This window comes from Streptomyces rhizoryzae, assembly GCF_023155275.1.
Taxonomy (GTDB): Bacteria; Actinomycetota; Actinomycetes; order Streptomycetales; family Streptomycetaceae; genus Streptomyces; species Streptomyces rhizoryzae.
The window spans coordinates 35,392-59,888 of the sequence record NZ_JALMUV010000003.1; the positions used below are offsets into that span (position 1 = coordinate 35,392).

The following is a 24,497-nucleotide window of genomic DNA, read 5'->3' on the forward strand; positions in this document are numbered from 1 at the left end:
TGGGAGCCGCAGCGGGCGGGCGGCCGCGGCGAGGCGCGGACCGTCGTCTTCCGACCGCCCGGGGCCGGCCGCCGCCGCGCCGCGCCCGCCGTGTGCCGTCCGCCGCGCCGTGGTCACACTGGAAGCACGACCGCATCGAGGCGAGACCGGCGGCAGGAGGTACGGCCGTGGTGGCGTTGCGCGATCTGCTTCTGCGTTTCCGGCCGGTGAGCACGCCCGGACCGGCGGCCACCGGCGTACCCGCCGACCGCACCGCGGAACTGACCGGGGAACTCACCCCGCCCCTGGCCCAGCTGGACCGCACGGCCGCCGAGGCCGACGCCGTCCGGGCCGCCGCACACCGCACGGCCGACGGGATCCGGCGGGACGCCGCCCGCCGCGCGGCGGACCTCGCCACCCGCGCCGCGGACCGGGCCGAGCGGGTGCGGGCGCAGGCCGCCGCCCGGCAGCGGGAACGCGGCAGCCGCGCGGCGGCCGAGCTGGCCGCCGCGGGCGAGCGGGAACGCGCCGCGCTGCGCCGCCGGGCCGCCGACCGCACCCCGGCCCTGGCGGACCGGCTGGCCGGCGACGTCCGCCGCGAACTCGGCCTGCCCGGCCCGGAAGGACCGCCGGGAGGCGAGCCGTGAGCGCCGCCTGGGTGGCCGGGGTGACCAGGGCGCGCGGCCTGCTGGCCCATGCCCCCGGCCCGTCCGGGGCCCGGGAGGTCGCGACCGCTGGCACTCCGGCGGACGCACTGCGCCGCCTGGCCGCGTCCCCCTACCAGCGGGTACCGGCCGCCGCCTCCCTGGCCACCGCCCAGCGCGCGGTCACCGGCACCCTCCTGTGGCACCTGCGGGTGCTCGCCGGCTGGCTGCCGCACCGCGGGGTGGAGTGCCTGCGCCTGCTGGCGTCCGGTTTCGAGATCGCCAACATCGAGGCCCGGTTCCGGCAGCTGAACGGAGCCGAGGGGGAGCCCGCCCCGTACGAACTGGGGGCGCTCGCCACCGCCTGGCACCGGGCCGCCCGCGCCGCCGGCCCCGGGGAACTGCGCGCCGCGCTCAGCACCTCCGCGTGGCGGGACCCCGGCGGGACGGCCGCCGAACTGGCCGTCGGGCTGCGGCTGACCGCGGCCGCACGGACCGCGGCGCGGGTCCCGGGCGCGGCACGGTGGTCGGCGGGCCGCGCGGCCCTGCTCGTCGCCCGGGAGCGGTTCGTGCTCGGCCGGGACCTGCCGGACCGGGCCCGGGCGCCGGCCGCGCGGCTCCTGGGCGCCGCCCACCGGGCGCCGGACTTCGACGCCTACCGGCGGCGCCTGCCGCCCGCGGCCGGCTGGGCGCTGCGCGGCATCGACGCCCCGGAGGGCCTCTGGCGGGCGGAGGGCCGCTGGTGGAGGGATATTGAACAGGACGGTCTGCGGATGGCGCGCCGCACCCGCTACGACGCGATCCCCGTCGTGGGCGCGGTGGCGGCGCTGTCGGCCGACGCCTGGCGGATGCGCGCCGCGCTGGCCCTCGCCGCCCACCCCGGCGTCCCGCGGGAGGAATCCGATGGCTTCGGTGTCCTGGTCTGAGGTGCTCTTCCCGGTGCCGATGCAGCGGGTGGCCGTGGTCATGCCGCGGGCCGCCGAGGAGGACGCGCTCCGGTGCCTGTCCGACGCCGGCTGTGTCGACCTCGACCGCACGGCCGGCCCCGGGCAGCCGCAACGGCCCGGTCCCCCCGAGGAGGAACGGCAGATGGCGGACGTCCTGGCCGACGCCGTCCGGCGCGGCGGGGCATCCGCGCTCGCGGGCTGGTGCCCGCGCTCGGAGGTGCCGCGGGTGCGGGCCCGGCTGGCCGGCCTCGGCGGGGCGCTGGTGCCGCTGGCGGCACCGCGCGGCATCGATCCGCCGACCGCGCTGCGCCGCACCGGCCCGGTCCGCGGCGCCGGAGCCACCCTGGTCACCACCTACGGCACCCCGGCCTACGCGGACCTCGACCTCTCCTGGGGGGCCGCCGCCCTGTACGCCGTGATGTTCGGGATGATGTTCGGCGACGTCGGGCACGGCGCGCTGCTGGTGCTCGGCGCCGCCGCCCTGGCGCTGCGGCGCCCGCGCCGGTGGGCCGCGTGGCGCGGCGCCTGGCCGCTGGTGGCCGCCGCCGGCGCCCTGAGCATGGTGGCGGGACTGGCCTACGGCGAGTTCTTCGGGCCGACCGGAGTGCTGCCCGTCCTGTGGCTGGACCCGCTGCGCCGGCCCGCCCGGCTGCTGGTGTCGGCGGTGGTCGTGGGCGCCGTCCTGCTGCTGGCCGCCTACGCGGCGGGCTGCGTGAACCGGTGGCGGGAAGGCGGCTTCACCGCCGCCCTGTACGCGGTGTCGGGCCTGGCGGGCGGCGGGCTCTTCGCCGGGCTCGCCGGGGTGGCCGCGGGCGCCTGGCTCCACGCGGCATGGCTGGTGGCGGCGGGCGGCGCGGTGGCCGCCGTGGGCGCCGCCCTCGCCGCCGCCGGCTTCTACGCCGACAGCGCCCGGGGCGTGGCCGGTCTGCTCCAGGCCGGTGTGCAGCTCTTCGACGGCGTCCTGCGCATCGCCTCGAACGCGGTGTCCTTCGCCCGGCTGGCGGCCTTCGGCCTGACCCACGCGGCACTGGGGGCGGTGGTCTGGGCGGGCACCGCGGGCCTGGCCCGGCACGGTCCGGCAGGGGTGCTGGGGGCCGTCGCCGTGTTCGCCGTGGGCAATGCGCTCGTCTTCGCGCTGGAGGCGCTGGTGGCGGGCGTGCAGGCGCTGCGCCTGACGTACTTCGAACTGTTCTCCCGCGTCTTCGAGGCCCAGGGCCGGCCCTTCCGCCCCTGGCGCCTCCCCGTCCGCCGTCCGGAGGCCGTGCCGTGATCGCCTGGTTCGTCTCGCTCCCCGTCATCGCCGCGATGTGGTGGGCCGTGCGCACGCTGTTCCGCAGACGCGGCGGCCGGCGCGCCCTCCGGTACGTCGTCGGCGCCAATCTGCTGCTGCTGGCAGGAGCGCTGGCCCTGCTGGCGGCGGCGCTGAGCGGGGGTGCGGCCCAGGCGGCCCCGGCCGCGCCCGCGGGCGCCCCGCACGCCAACTCCGCGGCGCTGATCGGCGCCGCCATCGCCGTCGCGGGCGCCTCGATCGGCGCGGCGATCGCCGTGGCCTACACCGGCGCCGCGGCCCTGGCGGCGCTCAGCGAACGCCCGGAGCTGTTCGGCCGGGCGATGGTGATCGTCGGGCTGGCCGAGGGCATCGCCATCTACGGCCTGGTGGTCGCGGTGCTGCTGATCGGCAAGGCGTGAGCGATGGGCACCGTCGTCGCCCTCGGTGAGCGGACCCGGACCGCGGGGTTCGCCCTGGCCGGCGTGCGGGTCCGGGCCGCCGAGGACCCCGAGCGGGTCCGCGCGCTGTGGCGGGACCTGCCCGCCGACACCGCCCTGGTGATCCTCACACCGGCCGCCGCCGCGGCCCTGGGCCCGGGGGCACTGGACGGCCCGGCGCCGCTGACGGTGGTGATGCCGCCATGACACCGGCCGCCACCGGCCCCGCCGACCCGCTCGCCCCCGTCCGCGCGGCGCTGCTGCGCGCCGCCGAGGAGGATGCCGGCCGGCTGGTGGCCGCGGCCCGGCACGACGCCGGCGCGACCCTGGCGAAGGCCCGCGCGGCGGCGGCCGCCACGCTGCGCGAGGCCCGCCGGCACGGCGCGGAGGACGGCGCCCGGGCCGCGGCGGCCGGCGTCGCGGAAGCCCGCCGCACGGCGCGCGCCCGGCTCCTGGAGGCCCAGGCCGACGCCTACCAGGAGCTGCGCAGGCAGGTCCTCGTCCGGGTGCGGCGGTACCGCCGGGAGGCGTGCGCACCGGAGGTGCGGGAGCGGCTGGCCCGGCAGGTGTACCGGGCGCTGGGGCCGGGTGCCGCCGTCGCCGCGCACCCGGCGGGCGGGGTCACCGGGACGGCGCCGGGACGGCGCGTGGACCTCACCCCCGAGGCCCTGGCCGCCCGCGTCCTGGACCGCGCCGGCCCGGGGGTCGAAGAGCTGTGGCGGAGCTGACCGCGGCGGGGCCCGGGGCCCGCCGGCCGGCGGCCAGCCGCATCCTGCGGGTGGCCGGGCCGCTCGTGGAGGTCGCGAACACCGGCCGGATCGCCATGAACGACCTGCTCCTCCTGGGCCCGGCGCAGGTGCCCGCCGAGGTGGTCGCCCTCACCACGTCGCGGGTCACCGCCCAGGCGTACGAGTACACCGGCGGCCTCGCACCGGGGCAGCCCTGCCGGCCGCTCGGCCACCCGGTGACGGCCCGGCTCTCCCCGGCCCTGCTGGGCGGGGTGTACGACGGCCTGCTCCGCCCGCTGGCCACCGCCGGGGACCGCCTCGCGCCCGGCACCGCCACCGGCCCGGCCCCCGGCCCCCGCTGGCGGTTCACCCCCGCCGTCGCCACCGGGGCGCAGGCCGGGGAGGGCACCGCGATCGGCGAGGTGTGCACCGAAGGCGGGCAGCGGACCCGCGTCCTGGTACCGCCGGGCCGCGGGGGAGAGGTCGGCCACGTGGCCGACCCGGGCGACCAGGCCGAGGACGCCGTGCTGGCCGTGGTCGGCGGGACCGAGATCCGCGCCGTGACCGACTGGCCGGTGCGCCGGCCGCGGCCGGTCCGCGAACGGGTCCCGGCACGCCACCCGCTGACCACCGGGCAGCGGGTGATCGACCTGCTCTTCCCGGTGGCCCGCGGCAGCACCGTCGCGGTACCCGGGGGCTTCGGCACCGGCAAGACGGTCCTGCTCCAGCAGATCGCCAAGTGGTGCGACGCCGATGTCATCGTCTACGTCGGCTGCGGCGAGCGCGGCAACGAGATGGCCGAGGTCATCGCGGACTTCGCCGAACTGCCCGATCCGCGCACCGGCGGGCGCCTCGCCGACCGCACCGTGATCATCGCCAACACGTCCAACATGCCGATGATGGCCCGGGAGGCCAGCATCCACACCGGCGCGACCGTCGCCGAGTACTTCCGCGACACGGGCCGGGACGTGGTGGTCATCGCCGACTCCACGTCCCGGTGGGCCGAGGCGCTGCGGGAGTTCGCCTCCCGGACCGGCGAACTCCCCGCGGAGGAGGGGTACCCGGCCGGCCTGGCCTCCGCCCTCGCCGCCTTCTACGAACGGGCCGGGGCGGTACGGACGCTGGGCGCGGGACCCGGCTCGGTCACCGTCCTCGGGGCCGTCTCCCCGCCGGGCGGCGACCTGGCCGAACCGGTCACCGCGCACACCGAACGCTGCGTGCGCGGCCGGTGGGCGCTCGACCGCGACCTGGCCTACGCGCGGCACTACCCGGCGCTGTCCTGGTCCCAGTCCTTCTCCCGGGACGCCGACGTCCTCACCGCGGACCCGGCCGGCCGGGACACCACCGGGCGCCGGGCCGCGGTGGCCGGGCTGCTGGCGGAGGCCGACCGCCTGGCGGACCTGGTGGACCTGGTCGGCGCCGGGGCGCTGCCCCCGCCGGAGCGGGTCAGTGTCCTGGCCGGCCGCCTGGTCCGCGAGGGCCTGCTCCAGCAGAGCGCCCTGTCGGCCAACGACGCGCACTGCACACCGGCGAAGACGGCCGCGCTCGCCGACGCGGTGCTCGCCGTCGTCGCACGCTGCCGGTCCCTGGTGGCCTCCGGCACCCCGCCCGAGGACGTCGAACGGGCCGACTTCACACCGCTGCTGCGGGCCAGGGAGGACGCCGGCCCGGACGACACCGCCCCCGTCCACGCCGCCCGCGACACCGTCCTCACCGCCCTGGGAGGCCCCCGGTGAGCGGGGCGAACGGGCCGGACGGGCCGCCACCCGTCACCTACACCTCGGTGCGCGAGCTGCGCGGGCCGCTGGCCGTGGTGACCGGGGTCCAAGGGGTCGGCTGGGACGAGTTCGCCACGCTCACCCTCGCGTCCGGAGAGCGCCGCTACGGCGTCGTCCTGGAGGTGCGCGACGACATCGCCGTCGTGGAGGTGCTGGAGGGCACCGGCGGAATGGACCCGGCCCGGCTGCGGGTGGCGTTCGCCGGCTCCCCGCTGACGGTCCCCGTCGGCGAGGGCTGGCTCGGGCGGACCTGCGACGGCAGAGGAGCACCGCGGGACGGCGGGCCCCCGGTCTTCGGCCGGGAGTCCGCCCCCGTGGAAGGTGCGGCGATCAACCCCGTGCGCCGTCGGCCGCCGGGGGAACCGGTGCTCACCGGCATCGCCGCGGTCGACGCGCTGACCACCCTGGTACGCGGCCAGAAGCTCCCGGTCTTCTCCGCCGCCGGCCTGCCGCACCTCGAACTCGCGGTGCAGATCGCGGCGCAGGCCACCACGGCGGGCGAGCGGTTCAGCGTCGTCTTCGCCGGCATGGGGCTGACCCACGCCGATGCGTTCGCGGTCCGCGACGCCCTGGAGGAGCGGGCCGCGGCCGGCGAACTGTGCCTGCTGCTCAACACCGCCGACGACCCGGTCATCGAGCGGCTGCTCACCCCGCGGCTGGCCCTCACCGTCGCCGAGCACCTCGCCTTCGACGGCGGACGGCACGTCCTGGTCGTCATGACCGACATGACCTCGTACGCGGAGGCGCTGCGGGAGGTCTCCGCGGCCCGCGGCGAGGTCCCGGCCCGCCGGGCCTACCCCGGCTACCTCTACAGCGATCTGGCCTCCCTCTACGAACGGTGCGGCCGGATCGCCGGGCGGCCCGGCTCGGTGACCGTCGTCCCCGTCCTGACCATGCCCGCCGGGGACCTCACGCATCCGGTCCCCGACCTCACCGGCTACATCACCGAGGGGCAGATCGTGCTCTCCCCGGAGATCCACGCCGCCGGGGTCTACCCGCCCGTCGACGCGCTGTCCTCGCTGTCCCGCCTGATGCGCAGGGGCGCCGGTCCCGGCCGGACCCGCCCCGACCACCTGGACGTCGCCGCCCAGCTGACCGCCGCGCTCGCCCGCGCCCGGCAGGCCGCCGAACTCGCCGCGCTCGCCGGGGAGACCGCCCTGAGCCCCGCCGACCGGAGCTATCTGGCCCTCTACCCGGTCTACCTGCGGGACTTCCTGGACCAGGGGCGCGACCGGACGCTGACCCTGGACGAGTCGCTGGAACGCGCCTGGCGCGTCCTGCTGACCCTGCCGCCCGGCGAACTGGGCATGCTGCCGGCCGCGGTGGTCCGGGCCCGGACCACCGGAGCGGCACCGTGACGGCGGCGTCCCCGCCGCCCGCCGGCCGGGCCGCCCGCCTGCGGCTGCGGCGCAGCCTGGAGACCGCCGCCCGCGGCGCGGACCTCCTCGACCGGCAGCTGCACCTCCTGCGGGAGGAACTGGCCGGGCTGCGGAGGGCGGAGGCGAGCGCCCGGCAGGAGTGGGAGGAGCAGGTCCGGCAGGCCCGGACGTGGCTGCTGCGCGGCCTGCTGCTCGGCGGGGAGGACGCCCTGCGGACCGCCTCCCTGGTGCCCGCAGCGGAGGCCACCGTGGACTGGGCCGAAACCCTGGGCGTCCGGCGCCCGGGCCGCACCGTCACGACACCCGGAACGGCGGCCGCCGACGACGCCGCCCCCGGCAACACCGCGCTCGTCCACGCCCGCACCGCCTACCGCGCCGCGCTCGCCGCCGGTGCCCGCTACGGCGCGGCGGCGGCCGCCGTGCGCGCGGTCGACGCCCGGGCGCACACGACCCTGGTACGGGTGCGGGCCCTGCGCCGGCACCACATCCCCCGGCTCCGGCAGCGGCTCGCCGCCGTCGAACTCGCCCTGGAAGAGGCCGAGCACGAGGACGCCGTCCGACGCCGCTGGGCGGCGCAGCGGCGCGTACCCTGACCGGGCCCCGCGGGCGTCCGCCGCACCCGGCCGTCCCGCCGCCCGCCGGTCAGCCGGTGCGCACGTCGTGCGGCACGATCGCCAGCGGGCCCGGCGCGAAGTGGGCGAGCGTCCGGCTGGTCGAGCCGAGCACCAGCCCGCGGAAGCCGCCCAGCCCGCGCGAACCGACCACCAGGCAGCGCCCGGTGGCGGCGGCCTCGGCCAGGCGCGCCGGCGGCGGCCCCACCACGACCTCCTGCCGCACGAGGACCTGCGGATACCTCTCCCCCCACCCGGCGAGCGCCTGCGAGACGTCGATGAGGGACTCCTGGAGGTCCTCCGGCCAGTCCCCGTGGCGCGGCCGCCGCACCTGCACCGCCACCAGGTCCGCCCGGGCCAGCGCCGCCTCCTCGAACGCGAAGGCCACCGCGGGGACCGACGCCGCCGACCCGTCCACCCCGACCACGACGGGCCCCAGCGGGTCGCAGCGGGCGGCGTCCCCCGGCACCAGGACGACCGGGCACGGCGGGTGACCGGCCAGCGACCTGCCCACCGTGGTGAAGGTGACCGCCTCCAGCGGGCCGCTCACCTGGCGCGAACCGATCACCAGGAGGGCGGCGTCCTCCGCGGCCTCCCGCAGGACGGCGGTCGGGTGGCCGTCCCCCAGCCGCGTCGTGACGCGCAGGCCGGGCACCCGCTCGGCCGCGGCGTCCGCGTGCTCCTGCAACAGGGTCCGGCCCGCGGCCCGGTAGTGCGAGGCCCAGATCTGGCCGGGCTCGTCGCGCCGCTCCTTCGGGGCCGCCCCGGCCGGCCACTCCTGGGCGTGCACCAGGCACAGCTCCCGGCCACGCCGGGCCGCCGCGTCCGCGGCCCACTCCACCGCGCTGCGCGCCGTCGGGGAACGGGACACCCCCGCCACCACCGCACCGCGCGGAACCTCGCTGCTCATGCTGGTTCTCCCTCCGGCGGCCGCCGGCTGACTGCGCGGACCCGGCCGGGGCCCGACCGGGACCCCGCTCCGCCTTGGACCCCGCTCCGCCTTCGATCCTCACCTCCGCACGGCACCGCCGGTAGGGCCGGGTGGCACGCGGCCGGTGGCCGCCCGGCCCGCCGGACGCCGCGCCCCCGCACCGCGACCGGCGGCGGAACTCACGTCTTCTCTATCTCGCCTTCGGCGAAAAAGAAGGAGGGCCCGGAAGGATCCGCGTCCCGCCGTACCTCGTAATGCGCTTCCCCCTTGCGGCCATGGGCGACGTCCACGACAGTGCCGCGGTCGTTCCGCTCCGGCGTATCGGGCCGCGGCGAGAAACGGACATGGTCACCTTTCTTGAACTCCATGGTGCTTCCTTCCCTCCGTGGGCCGGGCCGGACGACGGGCCGTGCGACGGCCCGGGGCCGGCAGCGAGAGCCGTTCGTTCCCCCTCCTCCCATGCTAAGGAGACGGCGCCCGAATGTGCTGCGCGCCGGGCGGAACGGCGCGGAATGGATGACGATGGAAGGCGAGCGGCGGAACTCTCTCGCTCCGACCGTGCACATCCGACCATGCTGTTCCATGAGAGAGGTGGGCGGTATGACCTCGTCCTCGTCCTCCGCGTTTCCGGGCGACAGCCCGTCCCGACCCCAGGGCACCGCACCGGCGGACGACGTCGTGAGCGCCCTGGCGAACCGCGGCTGGCAGGCCCTGATCACCATCGGCCTGGCCTCGATCGCGCTGGGCGCCGTCGTCCTGGCGTGGCCGGGGGAAACACTTCGTGTCCTCGGCATCGCCTTCGGCGTCTACCTGCTGGTCAGCGGTGTCCTCCAGCTGGTCGCGGCGTTCGGCACGCACGTCCCGGGGCACTTGCGCGCCATGCACGTCGTCGCGGGCGCGCTGAGCATCCTGCTCGGCCTCATCTGCTTCCGGGGCACCCTGCAATCGATCCTGCTGCTCGCCCTCTGGATCGGCTTCGGCTGGCTGATGAGCGGCATCATGATGACGGCTGCCGCGGGGTCGGCACCCCAAACCCCGGCACGGGGCTGGCAGTTGTTCCTCGGGATCGTGACCCTGCTCGCCGGTATCGTGCTGATCGTCTCCCCGTTCGGCTCGATCGCCGTGCTCGCGATGGTGGCGGGCATCATGGCCGTCGTGCTGGGCGCCGTGGAGGTGTTCCACGCCGTTCAGCTGCGGATCGCGGCCGGCCGCCACGCCAAGGGGACCCCCACCACCCGGCACCGGCGGTCGCTGTTCCACGCCCACCCGCACCCGCAGCACTGACGCGCCCGCCGGCCCTCCCGCACCGGGACGCACGCCATGGGCAAGGACAGCAACGGGGACGGGGCCGGGGACGCGGGCATCACCGTGCGGGCGGACGGCCCGTTCCGGTTCCGCATCGAGCGGCACGGTGCGATGCGCGTCCCCGGCATCGTCTTCGCCAGCCGGGAACTGCTGCCCCAGGCATCCGGGGACGGCGCCCTGGAACAGGTCGTCAACGTGGCGACGCTGCCCGGCGTCGTCCGCGCCTCCTTCGCCATGCCGGACGTGCACTGGGGCTACGGCTTCCCCATCGGCGGGGTCGCCGCCACGGACATCGAGGCGGGCGGCGTCGTCTCACCGGGCGGCGTCGGCTTCGACATCTCCTGCGGCGTCCGGCTGCTGGCCGCGGATCTCGAACGCGCGGAACTCGCCCCCCACCTGCGGGCCTTGATGGACATCCTGGGGGACACCACCCCGCGCGGTGCGGGTCGCGGCGGGCTGTGGAAGGTCTCCGGGCGCGCGCAGATGGACAAGCTGCTCACCGGCGGCGCCCGCTACGCCGTGGAATGCGGCCACGGCGTCCAGCGCGACCTGGACCGCTGCGAGGACCGCGGCGCGCTGCCGGAGGCAGATCCGGCGCAGGTCGGACAGCGGGCGGTGGACCGGGGGCTCCAGCAGGTCGGCAGCCTCGGCTCGGGCAACCACTTCCTGGAGGTCCAGGCGGTGGACCGGGTGTACGACGAGCGCGCCGCGACCGCCTTCGGCCTGCGCGGCGGCCAGGTCTGCGTGATGATCCACTGCGGCTCGCGCGGACTCGGCCACCAGGTCTGCACCGACCACGTCCGGGTCATGGACAGCTCCCTGCGCGCGTACGGCATCACCCTCCCGGACCGCCAGCTGGCCTGCGCCCCCGTCGTCTCGCCGCCCGGCCGCGACTACCTGGGCGCGATGGCCGCCGCCGCCAACTACGGCCGCGCCAACCGCCAGTTGCTCACCCGGTCCGCACGCCGCGCCTTCGCCACCGCGGTCGGCGCGGGCGTGGACCTGGTGTACGACGTCTCCCACAACATGGCCAAGATCGAGACCCATGAGGTGGACGGCGTCCCGCGCCGGCTGTGCGTCCACCGCAAGGGCGCCACCCTCGCCCTCCCGCCGGGCCACCCGGACCTGCCGGCGGACCTCGCCGGGGCCGGCCAGCCCGTCCTCGTCCCCGGCACCATGGGCACCGCCTCGTACGTCATGGTCGGGATGCCCGGCAACGACGCGTTCTTCTCCACCTGCCACGGCGCGGGGCGGGTGTGGAGCCGCCACCGGGCGCTGCGCGAGGTGCGCGGCGAGGAGTTGCGGGACGCACTGGAATCCCGCGGCGTCGCCGTGCGGCCCTCCTCCTGGCGCGGCCTCGCGGAGGAGGCCCCGAGCGCCTACAAGGACATCGACGCGGTCGCCGCCGCCACCGAAGGCGCCGGGCTGGCCCGGCTCGTCGCCCGCCTCGTCCCGCTCGGCGTCGTCAAGGGCTGAGCCGGTCACACGTCGAGGATGACCGAGCACCGCCAGCCGCCCGGACCGCGACCGCAGACCAGGCCGTGCAGGGTGACCGCCTTCGGCGCGGCGCCCGTCACCGGCAGCGCGGCGAGGTCCGCCAGCTCCAGCACGGCCCGCACCCCGCCGGGTACGGCGGCCACCTCCACCTCCACCGGCACCTCGCCCCGCGCGTCGAGCCGGTAGACGACCTCGTCCAGCAGCGCCACCAGCAGGTCCTCGTCGGTCTCCGCCCGCACCACGACCTCGTCCCGGCGCGTTCGTGCCGCGGCCGCGAGGTCCACGAAGGACTCGCAGGCCCCGCGCACGGCCTGCGCCAGGCACACCTCGCGGGTCGGCCCCCACGCCTCCACCCGCAGATCCGCGGTGTGCGGTACGCCGCGGTGCCCACCGGGCCGCGGCCCGCCGGAGCGCGGCACGTCGTCCGCCGGTCGCATCGTGTGCCCTGCCTTTCCCTCGCCTGCCGGTACGGTGCCGTCCCCCGGCCCCTGGCCGTGCGGCTGCCGGCCCTCGCCCCGCCGGGTCCGCGTCCGGCTCCCCGCACCGTTGCCGCTTCCCGGGCCCGCGCGCATGCTGCCGGTATGCGCTTCTCCGTCAACATCCCGAACTTCGGTGACTTCGCCGACCCCCGCACCGTCGCCACGGTGGCGGCGGCCGCCGAACAGGCCGGCTGGGACGGGCTCTTCGTCTGGGACCACGTCCTGCACCGGCACCACCGAGGGCGCCCCTTCGGCGACCCGTGGATGCTGCTGACCGCGGCCGCGCTGGCGACCTCCCGGATCCGGCTGGGCACCCTGCTGACCCCGGTGCCCCGCTACCGGCCCCAGCAACTCGCCCGCCAGGTCGCCACGTTGGACCGGCTCAGCAACGGCCGGGTGACCTTCGCCGCCGGCCTGGGCGGGCCGGTCGCGGACGAGTACCGCAGCTTCGGCGACACCGCCGAACCCGCCGTCCTCGCCGAGCGGCTGGACGAAGGACTGGATCTGCTCCGGCGCCTGTGGACCGGGGAGCCGGTGACCCACCACGGCCGCCACTACGAGATCCGGGACGTGGCGCTGCTGCCCGCGACCGTGCAGCGGCCCGGCCCGCCGGTGTGGATCGGCGGGTTCTGGCCGCACCGCGCGCCCATGCGGCGGGCGGCGCGGTGGGACGGCGCGGCACCGCTGTTCGAGACGGCCCGGCACGGGCAGGTGCCCGACGTCGCCGAGGTCCGGGAGCTGCTCGGCTACCTGCGCCGGCACCGGGCGGACGCGGCCGGGCGGCCCTTCGAGCTCGTGCTCGGCGGTGCCACGTCCACGGACCCGGCCGAGGCCCGGGACGTGATCGGACCGCTGCGCGACGCCGGCGCCACCTGGTGGGACGAACGGCAGCTCCAGACCGGCCCCGACCTGGACCGCCTGCCGCCGGTGCTGCGCCGGATCGAGGCGGGGCCGCCGGTGCTCTGACCCGCCGCCCGCCCTCACGCCCGTTTGAGGACCAGAACGGTGTTGTGGCCGCCGAAGCCGCAGGAGTTGCTGGCCACGGCCTCCATGCGCTGGGGGCGCGGCGCCTTGGCGACCACGTCCAGGGCGATGTCGGGATCGAGCTGATCGAGGTTGGCCGTGGGCGGAATGGTCTGGTGTTCGAGGGTCAGGGCGGCCAGCGCCGCCTCGATCGCACCCGCCGCCCCGAGCGTGTGCCCGGTGACCCCCTTGGTGGACGTCACGGTGGGCGGGCGGCCGTGGAAGATGCGGGCGAGGGCGGCGCCCTCGATGCGGTCGTTCATCGGCGTACCGGTGCCGTGGGCGTTGACGTGCCCGATGTCGGCGGTGCCGAGGCCGGCGTCGCCGAGGGCCGCGGTGAAGGCCCGCTCGATGCCGGTGCCGTCGGGGTGCGGGGCCGCGTAGTGGTAGCCGTCGGTCGAGGAGCCGTAGCCGCTGAAGTAGGCGCGGGGGCGGGCCCCGCGGGCGCGCGCGTCGGCCGCCCGCTCCAGCACCATCAGACCGGCGCCCTCGGCGAGGACGAAGCCGTCGCGGTCCGCGTCGAAGGGACGGCTGGCGCCCTGCGGGTCGTGCAGGCGGCCGGAGAGGGCGCCCATCTGGGCGAAGCACGCCGAGGGCAGGGGGTGGCAGGGGGCTTCGGCGCCGCCGGCCAGGGCGATGTCGCAGCGGCCGGCCAGGAGCAGGTCGCGCGCGGTGCCCAGCGCGGTCGCGCCGGAGGCGCAGGCGGTGGTGACGGCCATGCTGGGGCCGTGGGCGCCCAGCGCGATGCAGATCTCCGCCGCCGCCGCGTTGGTGGTGGTGCGGGGGATCAGCAGCGGGGAGAGGCTCTCGTACGCGCCGTCGATGAGTTTGCGGACGGCGGGGACGACGAGGTCCTTGCTGTCGTAGCCGACGCCGACGACCACGGCGACCCGCGCCCCGTCCCAGGCCGCCGGGTCCAGCCCGGCGTCGCGGACCGCCTGGTGCGCGGCGATCAGCGCCAGGTGGGTGAACCGGTCCATCCGCCACACCTGCGGCCCGATCAGCGACTTGCCGTCGAACGGCGGGACGCGGCAGCTGAGCGGGATGGGGACGTCGCCGAGGTCCGGGTCGAGGGCGGCCGTGGGGGTCCCGGCGCACACGGTGCGCCAGGTGGTGTCCGCGTCGGTGCCGGCCGGCGTGATCAGGCCGATGCCGGTGACGGCGATGTCACGGGCCGTCATGCCAGGGTCTCGGCGGCCGGGGCGGGCGCCTGCGCCTGCTCGATGACGGCCGCGGCCTCCGCGAGGGTGAGCTGGAGGGACTTGAGGGCGTCGTCACCCGTGGGCACGCGCAGCCCCAGCTCGTCCTGGAGCACGCAGAGCAGTTCGACGACGGCGAGCGAGTCCAGGCCGAGGTCCTCCAGCGTCGACTCGGGGCGGACGGTATCGGCCGGGATGTTGAAGTGGCTGGTCAGCGCGGTTTTGACGGTGTCGTAGGTGGTGGTCATGGCACGGTCCTTCGGTGGGGGGCGGGCTTCACAGGCGGAGCGCCAGGAGGCCGGCGCTGCTGCCGGCGGCCAGGCCGATGAGGGCGACGAGGTCGCCGGGGTTGGCCCGGCCGGTCTCCAGGGCGCGGGCCAGTTGGAGGGGCAGGGAGGCGGAGGCGACGTTGCCGTGCCGGGGGAGGGTGACCAGCAGCTTGTCGCGGGGGACGCCGATGTCCGGGCCGCACAGTTCGTCGAGGTCCGCCAGCGCGACCTGGTGCACGGCGATGAACGCGAAGTCGTCGAATCCCAGCCCCAGTTCACCGAGCGCGCGGTGCAGATGGGTGCGGCCCAGGGCCCGGAGGCTGTCGCGCATCCGCACGCTGTCCATGCGGAAGGACGCGGTCGCCTCCGGTCCCGTACGCCGGCGCAGCGAGGCGATTCCCCCGTGCAGGACGGTCGCCGAGGGCCAGGCCGCCGAGTCGGCGGCGAAGCGGCAGCCGAGGATCCCGCGGGGCGGCAGGTGGCCGGCGGACTCCTCCGCCGTCAGCAGCAGCGCGGCGCCGGCGTCGGAGAAGCCGTAGGCCGGCAGCGAACGGGCGAACGCCGACGCGTCGGGCACCCGGAGCTGCGCGGAGACCGACGGCGCCTCGCCGCAGGTGATCAGGACGGTGCGGTAGCGCCCGGAGGCGATCAGGGCCTGCGTGATCTCCATCGCGTTGAGCACGCTGTTGCAGGCGTTCTTCACGTCGAAGACCGGGCAGGTCAGCGAGAGCTTGTCGGCCACGATGTGCGAGGTGGCCGGCTCGATCATGTCCTGACTGGCCGCGGCGAAGATCATCAGGTCGATGTCGGCGGGCTGCACCCCCTGTTCGGCCAGCAGCTTGCGGGCGGCGCGCACCGCGAGGTCGGACGCCTGCTCGTCGTCGCCGCTGAGGTGCACGCCCTCGACCCCGGTCAGCTGGGTGATCAGCCCCGGGGGTGGGGTGAAACCGCTGCTGGCGGCCGCGATCTGGGCTTCCCGTTCGGTCATCGTGACCCAGCGCTCGGGCAGATGGACGGTGGCCCCTGCCAGACAGGCCCGAAGGTCGCTCATGGGGCCACCGTAGGGCGGCGCCGCGGCCTTCGCCGCTCGTAGGCCGCCAATCATGTGCGCGAATGACCGCTTTGGCGGCGGCGTGCTCGTCTGACGGGGTGGCAGCGTGTTGCCGGACCCCCGTCCCGTCTACACATGGGCTGTGGCAGGGTACCGATGCCTGCCGGGCGAAGGGCGGTCGCGACGATGCGTGGACCCCGCGGCTCCGGGCGGTGGGTGGTGCTGGGCCTGGCCGCCGGACTGGCGGCGGTCTGCGCCTGGTTCGGCGCCTCGGTGCACGCGCACCTGTCCCCCGGGGGCATCGTGCCGGCCGGGACCGAGGCGGCCCGCGCGGACCGCGCCCTGCAACAGGGCTTCGGCGCCACCCCGCCCCACCTGGTGCTCGTCGCCCGGGTGGCCGGTGCCACCGGGACGGTGACGGACCGCGGCGCGGTGGCCGAGGGCGAACGCCTGGTGCGCCGGCTGACGGCCGACCGCGCGGTCTCCCGGGTGGTGTCCTACTGGCGGACCCGGGCACCGGAACTGCGCGCGGCGAACGGGCGCAGCGCCCTGGTGCTGGTGCGGTTCCGGGCGGACGAGGAGGCGGCGACCAGGGCGGCCGGGCGGCTGGTGCCGCGGCTGGCCGGGCGCCACGGCCCGCTGGAGGTCTCGGTCACCGGCGAGGCGGCCTCCCGCGCCGAGGCGCTGCGCCTGGCCGAACAGGACCAGCGCCGCGCGGAGCTGCTGGCCCTGCCGCTGACCGCGCTGCTGCTGCTCGTGGTGTTCGGGTCGGCGGTGGCCGCCCTGCTGCCGGTGGCCGTCGGCGCGCTGGCGGTGCTGGGCGCCACGGCCGTCCTCCGCCTCCTCACCTCCGTCACCGAGGTGTCGGTGAGCGCCACCAACGTCTCCTCCGCGCTCGGCTTCGCCCTCGCCGTCGACTACAGCCTCTTCCTGCTCGCCCGTTACCGCGAGGAGACCGCCTCGGGCGCCGGCCCCGACGACGCCCTGCGGACGACGCTGCGCACCTCGGGCCGGGCGGTGGCGTTCTCCGCCGGCACCGTCACCCTCTCCCTGGCCGCACTGCTGGTCTTCCCCCACACCATCCTGCGCTCCATCGCCTACGGCGGGATCGCGGTCACCGCCTTCGCGGCCCTGGGCAGCCTGGTCGTCCTGCCGGCCCTGCTGGGCGTGCTGGGGGACCGCGTCGACCGGTTCGGGATCCGCCTCCGCCTCCGCCGGCGCCGGGCCCCCGCACCGCCGGCGGACGGCACGGCAGGCGGACCGGGCCGGTGGGGGCGGACGGCCCGCGCCGCCATGCGGCGCCCCGGCCCGGTGGCCGTCGCCGTCACCGCCCTGCTGCTGGTGCTCGCCGCCCCCTTCACCCGCGTCCAGATCGGCCTGTTCGACGACCGGGTCCAGCCGGCCTCCTCCACGGTCGCCGAGGCCGGCGCGGTGCTGCGCGAGGGCTACCGGCTCGGCGCCGTGATCGCCCCGACGACCGTCGTCCTGCCCCACTTCGACCTGCGGCGGCAGGCCCCCGCACTGGACGCCTACGCCCGGCGCATCGCCCGGCAGCCGGGCGTGGACGCGGTCGGGACGGCGACCGGGACCTACACCCCGGACGGCCGCCGGAGGCCACCGGGTGCCCCCGCCGCCGCCTTCGCCTCGGCGCGCGGGGTGTGGCTGTCGGTGGCCACCCCCGGCGAGCCCTACGCCACCGCCAACCGCGACCTCGTCCGGGCCCTGCGCGCCCTGCCCGCCCCGGCCCCCGCCCTGGTGGGCGGACCCGGCGCCGTGCTGAACGACGTGCAGCGGGCGCTCTTCGCCCGCCTGCCGCTGTGCCTGGCCCTGGCGGCCGCCGCGCTGCTGGCCCTGACCCTGGCGCTGACCCGGAGGCCGGTCATGGCGCTCACGGCGCTGCTGCTCAACGCGCTGAGCCTGGCGGCCAGTTTCGGCGCCCTGGTCTTCGTCTTCCAGGAAGGGCACCTGGCCGGCCTGGTGGGCGGCTTCCCCGTCACCGGCACCACCGACGCGCTCATGCCCGCCCTCGTCTTCGGCATCGCCTTCGGCCTGTCCATGGACTACGAGATCCTGCTGCTCGCCCGGGTCTGCGAGGAGTACCGCCGCACCGCCCCCGACGGCGCCGCCGCCATCGTCCGCGGCCTGGACCGCACCGCGCGGCTGTTCACCTGGGCCGCCCTCACCCTGGCCGTCGTCATGGCCGCCCTGGCCACCTCGGAGCTGATCCTGCTGAAGATCGTCGGCGTCGGCCTCGCCCTGGCGGTCGTGCTCGACGCCACCGTCGTCCGCGGTCTGCTCGCCCCCGCCGTCCTGACCCTGGCCGGCCGCGCCACGTGGTGGAGCCCGTGGCCCCCGCCGCCGGCCCCGCCGCCCGCAGCCCCCGCCCCCCGTCCGGCCCTCGCCCCGGCCGGGCCGACCGGCGCCGAACACCCCAGGAAGTGACCGCCGATGACCGACCAGGCCCTGCACCCCTCCCGGAGCCCGCACGCCGTCGCCCAGCGGCTGCTGAGCGCCTCCGCGGCCCACTCCTACGACCCGGACACCGAGATCGACTGGGACGCCCCCCTGGCGGCGGACGCCTGGTTCTGGCCACCGGAACGCCTCACCCTCTACGGCACTCCGCTGTGGGAGCGCATGAACGAGCGGCAGCGCATCGAGCTGTCCCGCCACGAGGCGGCCCACATGGCCGAGATGGGCCACTGGTTCGAACTCGCCATCATCCGCCTGTTCGCCCGCTACCTGATGGCGCGGAACGGCCTGGACGCGCGGGCCTACTACGCGCTGACCGAGATGGCCGACGAGACCCGGCACATCACCATGTTCGGGCGGCTGCTGACCAGGCTCGACCGCCCGCCCCACTGGGTCCCCGCCCGGGTCCGGTACCCCTTCCCGCTGGCCGCCGCCCTCTTCCAGGACATCACGACCTTCACCAGCGCCCTGATCATCGAAGAGGTCCTGGACCGGCTCCAGCGCGAGGCCGCCCAGGACGCACGCGTCCAGCCCCTGGTGCGCTCGGTGTGCCGGCTGCACGTCAGCGAGGAGGCCCGCCACGTCAGCTTCGCCCGGGCCGAACTGCGCGAAGCGGTCCGCCTGGCCTCCCGGGGGCACCTGGCCCGCCACCGGACGCTGACCGCGCTGATCGCCGCCCACACCGTGCCGCCGCTGCTCCGCCCCGTGCGGTACGGCGAGGTGGGGCTCCCTGTCCGGACGGCGAGGCGGCAGGCGCTGCACAACCCGCACCACCGCGACACCCTGCGGTGGTGCGGGGAGAAGCTGGTCGCCTTCCTCATCGAGGTGGACCTGATCAGGCCCGCCCAGCACCACCTGTGGCGCCGTTCCGGCCTGCTGGCCTGACCCTCACCAGGGGGTGCACCAGCGCCGGGCCGCGTACTCCACGACCGGATGCGCCTCGGCGCCCAACGCCACCCGCTTGACGTGGTCCTTGACCCGTACCGGCACCAGTGCGTCGGCGAGCAGGCCCATCCTGGCCTGCCTGCCGACGACGTACCGGTGGCGCGGCCGGTCCGCGAAGAGCGCCCGGCACACGGCCGCCACCACGGGCCCGTCGTCCGGCAGCCGGGTGGCGGACTCCCTGAGTGCCGCCTCCGCCACCCGGTACATCTCGCCGAACACCGTCCGCCCGTTGGCGGCGAGGGCCGCCAGCGCGTCGGCGGCCCGGGTCTGCATCGCGCTCGCGTAGGCGCCCGCCTCGACGATCACCACCCGCACCCCGCCGGGCCCCGCCTCCATCCGCAGCACGTCGTTCACGGCCCCCAGCGCGGACTTGCCGGCGCAGTACCAGCCCATCCCCGGCGCCGCGACCCGGCCCGCCAGGGAGGAGACGTTGACGATGCGGCCGTCCCCGCGGCGGCGCATGCCCGGCAGCAGCAGGCGGGCCATCCGCGCCGCGCCCACCACATTGACCTCCAGCAGATACCGCACGGCCGCGTCGTCGAGGTCCTCGATCGCGCCCGCCAGCGGGATCCCGGCGTTGTTCACCAGCGCCCAGGGGCCGCCGCCGGTCGCCTCCGCGACCTGCGCGCACGCGCGGTGGCAGGACGCGGCGTCGGCGACGTCCAGCAGCACGGTCCGCAGCACCACGTCCCGTTCGGCCGCCTCGGCCCGCAGCTTCTCGGCCTTCTCCGCGTCCCGGGCCGTGGCGAAGACCTCGAAGCCGGCCTTCGCCAGCCGCAGCGCGGTCCCCCGCCCCACCCCGCTCGTCGCACCCGTGACCAGAACACTTCGACGCACCACGCACCTCCTGGAGACAACGGCCTGCGAACACCATGCGCGCCGCGCCCGCGGACCGGCGCAACAGGCCCCGGCGTGTCCCGGACCCACCGGCCCGGTTCAGCCGTTCACCCCGCAGCCGCCCGCCCCCGGGGCGGGGACGGGGAAGCACTGGGGCGCGGCCGTCGCCCGGTGGGCCCCTCCTTCCTCGCCGCGGCCGCCGTCGGGGCGCGCTTGGGGACGTCCGCGTCCTGGGTCAACTGCCTCGGCACGCCGGCCCGTTCGGCGGCCGCGCCGGTGGGGTCCTACGTGCCGGGGAGGTGAACCCCGGGGGCCGGCGGCCCGTCCGCGGCCGGGGGCCCGCCGCGTCCTGCGGTGCCGGCGCCGGCGGCTTCGTCCGGGGGCCGTGTCCCCGCCGCCGGCGCGGCCCGCAGGGACAGGACCATGGTGAGGCCGCCGCCGGGGGTGTCCTCGGGGGTGAGGGTGCCGCCCATCGCCTCGGCCAGCCCGCGGGACAGCGCCAGACCCAGGCCCAGGCCGGTGGTGTTGTCGTGGTCGCCCAGCCGCTGGAAGGGGACGAAGATCCGGTCCCGGTCCTCCGGCGGCAGCCCGGGGCCGCGGTCGATGACCCGCAGCTCGACCCGCGGGCCCAGCGCGCTGGCGGTGATCAGCACCCCGTGCCGCTCGGGGGAGTGGCGCACCGCGTTGGTGACGAGGTTGGCGAGCACCCGTTCCAGCAGCGGCGGGTCGGCGAGGACGTCGCAGCTCTCGGCCAGCCCGCGGGACGTGACCGGGACCGGTGTCGCGGCGAGGGTGGCCAGGGCGGTGGGGAGGACGTCCGCGAACGAGGTGGGCTCGAGGTGCAGGGTGAGCGCGCCGGCACGGAGCCGGCTCATGTCGAGGAGGTTGTCGACCAGCCGGTTCAGCTCGATCAGGGCGTCCTCGGCGGTGGCCAGCAGCTCCTCCCGTTCCGCCGCGCCGAAGACCACGTCGCGGCTGCGCAGTGAGCTGATGGCGGCCCGTCCGGCGGCCAGCGGCGTGCGCAGGTCGTGGCTGACCGCGGCCAGCAGCGCGGTCCGCAGCCGGTCCGCGGCCTTGACCGGCTCCACCTCCGCGGCGGCCTCCCGCAGCCGGGCGTGGTCCAGGGCGGCCGCCAGATGCGCGGCGAAGGCGGTCAGCACCCGGTGCTCGGAGGCGGGCAGGGTGCGGCCCCGCAGGACCAGCAGCCGGTCCGGCCCGGCGGGCACCCTCACCGGCCCGTCGACGGCCTGCCCCGGACCGGCCTCCGCCTCCTGCGCGGACCGCGGCACCAGCTCGGCGGAGTCCATCCCGAACGCCTCGCGGGTGTGCTCCAGCAGCCGGGACACCCCCTGGTCGCCGCGTAGGATGTTGCCGGCCATGGACGAGAGCGTCTCGGCCTCCGCGGTGGCGCTGGCGGCCCGCCGCGCAAGCCGCATCGAACGGTCCACCAGGGCCGCGACGGTGACCGCGACCAGCGCGAACACCCCCAGCGCCAGCGCGTTGTTGGGCTCGGTGATGGTGAACTCGCCGCTCGGCGGGATGAAGAAGTAGTTCAGCAGCAGCGACGCGGTCAGGGACGCCAGCAGCGCCGAGACCACCCCGCCCAGGCAGGCCACACCGACGACGGTGACCAGGAAGAGCAGCGCCTCACTCGTCAGGTTGAGCACACCGCGGGTGCGCAGCAGCACGAACGTCAGCAGCACGGGCAGCAGGAGGCCGGCCGCCGGCCCGGCGACGCGGCGGGCCAGCGGCAGCCGGCGGCCGGGGACCGCCAACCGGCGCCCGCGCCCGGCCCGTTCATGGGTCACCATGTGGACGTCGATGTCGCCGGAGAGCTCGACGGTGGTCTCACCGATCCCGCGCGCGGCGAACAGCCGGGACAGCCAGCCCCGGCGGCTGGTGCCCAGCACCAGCTGGGTGGCGTTCTCGGCCCGCGCGAAGTCCAGCAGCGCGGTGGGCACGTGGTCGCCGACGACCGAGTGGTAGGTGCCGCCCAGGCTCTCCACCAGCGCCCGCTGCCGGGCGAGCGCGGCGGGGGAGGCGTAGGCGAGCCCGTCGCTGCGGGCCACGTGCACGGCCAGCAGGTCGCCGCCGGACGAGCGGTCCGCGATCCGCTCCGCGCGGCGGATCAGCGTCTCGCCCTCCGGGCCGCCGGTGAGGGCCACCACCACCCGCTCCCGGGTCTCCCAGACGGTGCGGATGCCGTGCTCGGACCGGTACGTCTGGAGCGTCTCGTCCACCCGCCCGGCGACCCACAGCAGCGCCAGCTCCCGCAGCGCCGTCAGGTTGCCGATCCGGAAGTAGTGCGCGAGCGCGGCGTCCACCTTCTCCGGCCGGTAGACGTTGCCGTGCGCCATCCGCCGGCGCAGCGCCTCGGCGGGCATGTCCACCAGCTCGATCTGGTCGGCGTGGCGCACCACTTCGTCGGGGACGGTCTCCCGCTGCGGTACGCCGGTGATCTTCTCGACCACGTCGTTGAGCGACTCCAGGTGCTGGATGTTGACGGTGGTGACCACGTCGATGCCGGCGGCCAGCAGTTCGTCGATGTCCTGCCAGCGCTTCTCGTTGCGCCCGCCGGGCACGTTGGTGTGCGGCAGCTCGTCGACCAGCGCGACCGCGGGGCGGCGGGCGAGCACGGCGTCGAGGTCCAGCTCGCCGAACGCCGTCCCGCGGTAGGCGCGGCGCAGCCGGGGCACGGTCTCCAGGCCCGCCAGCATCTCCTCGGTGTGCCGCCGGCCGTGGCACTCGGCGTACGCCACCACCACGTCCGTACCGCGCCGCAGTCGCCGGCGCCCCTCGTCCAGCATCCGGTACGTCTTGCCGACCCCGGGCGCCGCCCCGAGGAACACCTTGAGCTTCCCCCGCCGTACGCCCGGCGTACCGGCCGCGCCACCCTCCGGCGTCACCGAAAGTCCCTTCGTCACCCGTGCAGTGCAGGCACCACGACGCCTGCTGTGGCGAGGGACGGACCTCGGACGGCCGAGCGGTGGAGTGCTTCACATGGTCACATGTGTCCGGCGGAAGTGCGGTCGGGCGCCGGGATGTTGACGTTTTCCTGACCCGGCGGGGCCGCTCACGGCCCGGTCGCCGCAGGGGTCACCGCCCGGCGCCCCCGGCCGGTGACCCGGGCGCGCCCGCGACGCGGATCCGGCGCCCGCTCAGCCGCGTCGGCCGTACCGCGATCCACTGGTAGCGGCCGCCGCCCACCCAGGGGGCGGAGTACGCGTTCTCCTCCAGCCGCCGGGTCCGGTCGAAGGCGGTGACGATCTCGGCGGGCCCCACGGCCAGCACGCTCCAGCCCTGGCTGAACGCCTCGTCGAGGTGGTCGACCTCCAGCGCCGCCTCGTGGCCGGCCGCGGCGGCCGGACCGGAGCCGGCATGGGTGCGGTAGGCGATCACGTCGTGGTCGACGGTGTAGTTGACCGGGAAGACCGCCGGGACGCCGTCGACGGTGACCGCCACCCGGCCCACGCCGTGGCTGCCGAGCAGTTCCCGGCACTCCCCGGGCCCCAGCACCAGCACCTCGGGCCGGACGGTGGCGACACCCAGGCCGGCCGGCAGATCGGCGGTGCCCCCGACCAGGTCGGCGACCGTGGTGTCCAGCGCACCGGCCAGGCGCAGCAGGAACCCGATGTCGGGCTGGGCCGGATGCTCCTCGATGTACTGGAGGTAGCCGGGCGACGCGGCGGCCCGGGCCGCGACCTCCTCCCGGGTCAGGCCCAGCTGCTGCCGGCGCAGCGCGGCGCGCCGGCCGAGGTCGCCGCGGAACGGCGCCGGACCGCCGCCGGTTCCGGCGGGCTTGTCGGTCGTCATCGCTGTCTCCGTCCTTCCAGGGGTACCGGCCCGGCCGCTTCCGGTCAGCGGCCCTCCTCGGGGCCGCCCGCGGCGGCCGCTCCCGCCCGGTCACCACCGGGCACCGCCGGCGCCGGCTCCCCGGCCACCGACACCACGCCGTCCACGCTCGCGCACATCCGGACCAGGACGGGCACCAGCAGCGGGTCGGCGACCGTGCCGCCCAGCGTCACCTGCCCGTGGGAGACCTCGGCGGTCACCCCGGCCGCGCCGAGCCGCGCCAGCCGCCCGACGACCTCCCCGGTGATCTCCTCGCGGATGGCCCGGTCGGTGCGCAGGAACACCCGGAGCAGATCGGTGCGGCTGACGATGCCCAGCAGGGTGTCGGTCTCGTCCACCACGGGGAGCCGCTTGAGGTGCTGGACCTCCATCAGGCGGGCGGCCTCCACCACGGTCCATTCGGGGTGCGCGCACACCGCCGGCGCGGACATCAGCTCCTCGGCGGTGCGGCCCTCGGCCCGGGCCCGCTCCCAGGCTTCCAGGTGGGGCAGCGGCGTCCGCCCGGACAGGTCGGACCGGTCGGCCGCCTTGCGCAGCAGATCGGCCTCGGAGACCACACCGGCGGGCCTGCCGAGCCGGTCCAGGACCGGGACGGCGCTGACCGCGTGGTCGGCGAGGGTCTGCGCGATCTCCTTGAAGGGCGTGTCGAGCCGCACGCTGACGACCTTGCGGGTCATCAGCTCGGCTACCGTGCGGTGCGCCATCGTCGGCTCCTTCCGCCGTCCGTCCCGGCCGCGGCGGTGCCGCACGCCGTCCCGGCCACCTCTCTCCAGGGTGCTGGACCGGCGCCCGCCCGGCATGAGCCACCCGGCCCCACCCCACCGGCCGGCCGTCCCGCGAGGCCGACCGGCCCGCCCGGCCGGGCCC

24 protein-coding genes are annotated in these 24,497 nt (G+C 76.9%); 14 read left to right on the plus strand and 10 right to left on the minus strand.

Annotated features, from left to right (window positions below; all coding sequences use genetic code 11):
- Positions 1 to 206: 206 nt before the first annotated feature.
- The 9 genes from MUU72_RS03525 to MUU72_RS03565 are packed head-to-tail and all read left to right on the plus strand — an operon-like array spanning position 207 to position 7,755.
- Complete coding sequence (locus MUU72_RS03525) at positions 207 to 626, plus strand: hypothetical protein (RefSeq protein WP_248011615.1); 420 nt, start codon at positions 207 to 209, stop codon at positions 624 to 626.
- Positions 623 to 1,549 carry a hypothetical protein gene (locus MUU72_RS03530; RefSeq protein WP_248011616.1) on the plus strand — a complete coding sequence of 309 codons (927 nt, stop codon included), beginning with the start codon at positions 623 to 625 and terminating at the stop codon, positions 1,547 to 1,549. Before MUU72_RS03525 ends, MUU72_RS03530 begins: the two co-directional genes overlap by 4 nt.
- Positions 1,527 to 2,840 carry a V-type ATPase 116kDa subunit family protein gene (locus MUU72_RS03535; RefSeq protein WP_372502967.1) on the plus strand — a complete coding sequence of 438 codons (1,314 nt, stop codon included), beginning with the start codon at positions 1,527 to 1,529 and terminating at the stop codon, positions 2,838 to 2,840. Before MUU72_RS03530 ends, MUU72_RS03535 begins: the two co-directional genes overlap by 23 nt.
- Positions 2,837 to 3,259, plus strand: a complete 423-nt coding sequence (locus tag MUU72_RS03540) for an ATP synthase subunit C (protein ID WP_248011618.1) — start codon at positions 2,837 to 2,839, stop codon at positions 3,257 to 3,259. Before MUU72_RS03535 ends, MUU72_RS03540 begins: the two co-directional genes overlap by 4 nt.
- Positions 3,260 to 3,262: 3 nt before the next feature.
- Positions 3,263 to 3,484: a hypothetical protein gene (locus tag MUU72_RS03545; protein WP_248011619.1), complete on the plus strand. Its 222-nt coding sequence runs from the start codon at positions 3,263 to 3,265 to the stop codon at positions 3,482 to 3,484.
- Positions 3,481 to 4,005 carry a hypothetical protein gene (locus tag MUU72_RS03550; RefSeq protein ID WP_248011620.1) on the plus strand — a complete coding sequence of 175 codons (525 nt, stop codon included), beginning with the start codon at positions 3,481 to 3,483 and terminating at the stop codon, positions 4,003 to 4,005. Before MUU72_RS03545 ends, MUU72_RS03550 begins: the two co-directional genes overlap by 4 nt.
- Positions 3,993 to 5,741, plus strand: coding sequence for a V-type ATP synthase subunit A (locus MUU72_RS03555; RefSeq protein WP_248011621.1), 1,749 nt, complete (start codon positions 3,993 to 3,995; stop codon positions 5,739 to 5,741). Before MUU72_RS03550 ends, MUU72_RS03555 begins: the two co-directional genes overlap by 13 nt.
- Positions 5,738 to 7,141 (plus strand): V-type ATP synthase subunit B, encoded by a 1,404-nt coding sequence (locus MUU72_RS03560; protein ID WP_248011622.1) that lies wholly within the window; start codon positions 5,738 to 5,740, stop codon positions 7,139 to 7,141. The genes MUU72_RS03555 and MUU72_RS03560 overlap by 4 nt, the downstream gene beginning before the upstream one ends.
- Positions 7,138 to 7,755 carry a V-type ATP synthase subunit D gene (locus MUU72_RS03565; RefSeq protein ID WP_248011623.1) on the plus strand — a complete coding sequence of 206 codons (618 nt, stop codon included), beginning with the start codon at positions 7,138 to 7,140 and terminating at the stop codon, positions 7,753 to 7,755. The genes MUU72_RS03560 and MUU72_RS03565 overlap by 4 nt, the downstream gene beginning before the upstream one ends.
- 49 nt (positions 7,756 to 7,804) lie before the next feature.
- Here MUU72_RS03565 and MUU72_RS03570 read toward each other — a convergent pair whose 3' ends face one another.
- A complete protein-coding gene (locus MUU72_RS03570; RefSeq protein WP_248011624.1) occupies positions 7,805 to 8,683 on the minus strand; it encodes a universal stress protein in 879 nt (292 codons plus the stop codon).
- A gap of 200 nt (positions 8,684 to 8,883) precedes the next feature.
- Positions 8,884 to 9,072 carry a hypothetical protein gene (locus MUU72_RS03575; RefSeq protein ID WP_248011625.1) on the minus strand — a complete coding sequence of 63 codons (189 nt, stop codon included), beginning with the start codon at positions 9,070 to 9,072 and terminating at the stop codon, positions 8,884 to 8,886.
- A 232-nt stretch (positions 9,073 to 9,304) separates the two neighbouring features.
- On the opposite strand from MUU72_RS03575, the gene MUU72_RS03580 reads away from it, so the two are divergent.
- Together MUU72_RS03580 and MUU72_RS03585 are read left to right on the plus strand one after the other, a co-directional pair.
- The gene (locus MUU72_RS03580) at positions 9,305 to 9,988 is read left to right on the plus strand and encodes an HdeD family acid-resistance protein (protein WP_248011626.1); all 684 of its coding nucleotides are present in this window, start codon (positions 9,305 to 9,307) and stop codon (positions 9,986 to 9,988) included.
- Positions 9,989 to 10,024: 36 nt separating this feature from the next.
- Positions 10,025 to 11,485, plus strand: a complete 1,461-nt coding sequence (locus tag MUU72_RS03585) for an RtcB family protein (protein WP_282503612.1) — start codon at positions 10,025 to 10,027, stop codon at positions 11,483 to 11,485.
- Between the two features lie 5 nt (positions 11,486 to 11,490).
- On the opposite strand, the gene MUU72_RS03590 is transcribed toward MUU72_RS03585, so the two are convergent.
- On the minus strand, positions 11,491 to 11,943 hold the full coding sequence (locus tag MUU72_RS03590; protein WP_248011627.1) for an archease: 453 nt from the start codon (positions 11,941 to 11,943) through the stop codon (positions 11,491 to 11,493).
- Positions 11,944 to 12,087: 144 nt separating this feature from the next.
- Between MUU72_RS03590 and MUU72_RS03595 the strand changes: the two genes are divergently transcribed.
- Positions 12,088 to 12,951, plus strand: coding sequence for an LLM class flavin-dependent oxidoreductase (locus MUU72_RS03595; protein ID WP_248011628.1), 864 nt, complete (start codon positions 12,088 to 12,090; stop codon positions 12,949 to 12,951).
- A gap of 14 nt (positions 12,952 to 12,965) precedes the next feature.
- Here MUU72_RS03595 and MUU72_RS03600 read toward each other — a convergent pair whose 3' ends face one another.
- The 3 genes from MUU72_RS03600 to MUU72_RS03610 are packed head-to-tail and all read right to left on the minus strand — an operon-like array spanning position 12,966 to position 15,527.
- Positions 12,966 to 14,189 carry a beta-ketoacyl-[acyl-carrier-protein] synthase family protein gene (locus MUU72_RS03600; protein WP_248011629.1) on the minus strand — a complete coding sequence of 408 codons (1,224 nt, stop codon included), beginning with the start codon at positions 14,187 to 14,189 and terminating at the stop codon, positions 12,966 to 12,968.
- Complete coding sequence (locus MUU72_RS03605) at positions 14,186 to 14,455, minus strand: acyl carrier protein (RefSeq protein WP_248011630.1); 270 nt, start codon at positions 14,453 to 14,455, stop codon at positions 14,186 to 14,188. The genes MUU72_RS03600 and MUU72_RS03605 overlap by 4 nt, the downstream gene beginning before the upstream one ends.
- A gap of 28 nt (positions 14,456 to 14,483) precedes the next feature.
- Positions 14,484 to 15,527, minus strand: a complete 1,044-nt coding sequence (locus tag MUU72_RS03610) for a 3-oxoacyl-ACP synthase III family protein (protein WP_248011631.1) — start codon at positions 15,525 to 15,527, stop codon at positions 14,484 to 14,486.
- Positions 15,528 to 15,713: 186 nt separating this feature from the next.
- Here MUU72_RS03610 and MUU72_RS03615 point away from each other — a divergent pair, with 186 nt between their 5' ends.
- Both MUU72_RS03615 and MUU72_RS03620 read left to right on the plus strand, forming a co-directional pair.
- On the plus strand, positions 15,714 to 17,969 hold the full coding sequence (locus MUU72_RS03615) for an MMPL family transporter (protein ID WP_248011632.1): 2,256 nt from the start codon (positions 15,714 to 15,716) through the stop codon (positions 17,967 to 17,969).
- 6 nt (positions 17,970 to 17,975) lie between these two features.
- Positions 17,976 to 18,881 (plus strand): AurF N-oxygenase family protein, encoded by a 906-nt coding sequence (locus MUU72_RS03620; protein WP_248011633.1) that lies wholly within the window; start codon positions 17,976 to 17,978, stop codon positions 18,879 to 18,881.
- Positions 18,882 to 18,884: 3 nt separating this feature from the next.
- On the opposite strand, the gene MUU72_RS03625 is transcribed toward MUU72_RS03620, so the two are convergent.
- The 4 genes from MUU72_RS03625 to MUU72_RS03640 all read right to left on the minus strand — a co-directional run bounded on the left by MUU72_RS03625 (position 18,885) and on the right by MUU72_RS03640 (position 24,334).
- Positions 18,885 to 19,778 carry an SDR family NAD(P)-dependent oxidoreductase gene (locus MUU72_RS03625; protein ID WP_248011634.1) on the minus strand — a complete coding sequence of 298 codons (894 nt, stop codon included), beginning with the start codon at positions 19,776 to 19,778 and terminating at the stop codon, positions 18,885 to 18,887.
- 284 nt (positions 19,779 to 20,062) lie between these two features.
- Positions 20,063 to 22,702, minus strand: coding sequence for an ATP-binding protein (locus MUU72_RS03630; protein ID WP_372502969.1), 2,640 nt, complete (start codon positions 22,700 to 22,702; stop codon positions 20,063 to 20,065).
- A gap of 172 nt (positions 22,703 to 22,874) precedes the next feature.
- The gene (locus tag MUU72_RS03635) at positions 22,875 to 23,591 is read right to left on the minus strand and encodes a helix-turn-helix domain-containing protein (protein ID WP_248011635.1); all 717 of its coding nucleotides are present in this window, start codon (positions 23,589 to 23,591) and stop codon (positions 22,875 to 22,877) included.
- Between the two features lie 44 nt (positions 23,592 to 23,635).
- Complete coding sequence (locus tag MUU72_RS03640; protein ID WP_248011636.1) at positions 23,636 to 24,334, minus strand: CBS domain-containing protein; 699 nt, start codon at positions 24,332 to 24,334, stop codon at positions 23,636 to 23,638.
- Between the last annotated feature and the right edge of the window lie 163 nt (positions 24,335 to 24,497).

What these genes read in the sequence shown, in the direction of transcription:
- MUU72_RS03640 (WP_248011636.1), bottom strand. Translation starts at nt 24,334, where the DNA reads ATGGCGCACCGCACGGTAGCCGAGCTGATGACCCGCAAGGTCGTCAGC.
- MUU72_RS03600 (WP_248011629.1), bottom strand. Translation starts at nt 14,189, where the DNA reads ATGACGGCCCGTGACATCGCCGTCACCGGCATCGGCCTGATCACGCCG.
- MUU72_RS03580 (WP_248011626.1), top strand. Translation starts at nt 9,305, where the DNA reads ATGACCTCGTCCTCGTCCTCCGCGTTTCCGGGCGACAGCCCGTCCCGA.
- MUU72_RS03570 (WP_248011624.1), bottom strand. Translation starts at nt 8,683, where the DNA reads ATGAGCAGCGAGGTTCCGCGCGGTGCGGTGGTGGCGGGGGTGTCCCGT.
- MUU72_RS03545 (WP_248011619.1), top strand. Translation starts at nt 3,263, where the DNA reads ATGGGCACCGTCGTCGCCCTCGGTGAGCGGACCCGGACCGCGGGGTTC.
- MUU72_RS03595 (WP_248011628.1), top strand. Translation starts at nt 12,088, where the DNA reads ATGCGCTTCTCCGTCAACATCCCGAACTTCGGTGACTTCGCCGACCCC.
- MUU72_RS03585 (WP_282503612.1), top strand. Translation starts at nt 10,025, where the DNA reads ATGGGCAAGGACAGCAACGGGGACGGGGCCGGGGACGCGGGCATCACC.
- MUU72_RS03635 (WP_248011635.1), bottom strand. Translation starts at nt 23,591, where the DNA reads ATGACGACCGACAAGCCCGCCGGAACCGGCGGCGGTCCGGCGCCGTTC.
- MUU72_RS03550 (WP_248011620.1), top strand. Translation starts at nt 3,481, where the DNA reads ATGACACCGGCCGCCACCGGCCCCGCCGACCCGCTCGCCCCCGTCCGC.
- MUU72_RS03590 (WP_248011627.1), bottom strand. Translation starts at nt 11,943, where the DNA reads ATGCGACCGGCGGACGACGTGCCGCGCTCCGGCGGGCCGCGGCCCGGT.
- MUU72_RS03615 (WP_248011632.1), top strand. Translation starts at nt 15,714, where the DNA reads ATGCGTGGACCCCGCGGCTCCGGGCGGTGGGTGGTGCTGGGCCTGGCC.
- MUU72_RS03605 (WP_248011630.1), bottom strand. Translation starts at nt 14,455, where the DNA reads ATGACCACCACCTACGACACCGTCAAAACCGCGCTGACCAGCCACTTC.
- MUU72_RS03610 (WP_248011631.1), bottom strand. Translation starts at nt 15,527, where the DNA reads ATGAGCGACCTTCGGGCCTGTCTGGCAGGGGCCACCGTCCATCTGCCC.
- MUU72_RS03620 (WP_248011633.1), top strand. Translation starts at nt 17,976, where the DNA reads ATGACCGACCAGGCCCTGCACCCCTCCCGGAGCCCGCACGCCGTCGCC.
- MUU72_RS03535 (WP_372502967.1), top strand. Translation starts at nt 1,527, where the DNA reads ATGGCTTCGGTGTCCTGGTCTGAGGTGCTCTTCCCGGTGCCGATGCAG.
- MUU72_RS03575 (WP_248011625.1), bottom strand. Translation starts at nt 9,072, where the DNA reads ATGGAGTTCAAGAAAGGTGACCATGTCCGTTTCTCGCCGCGGCCCGAT.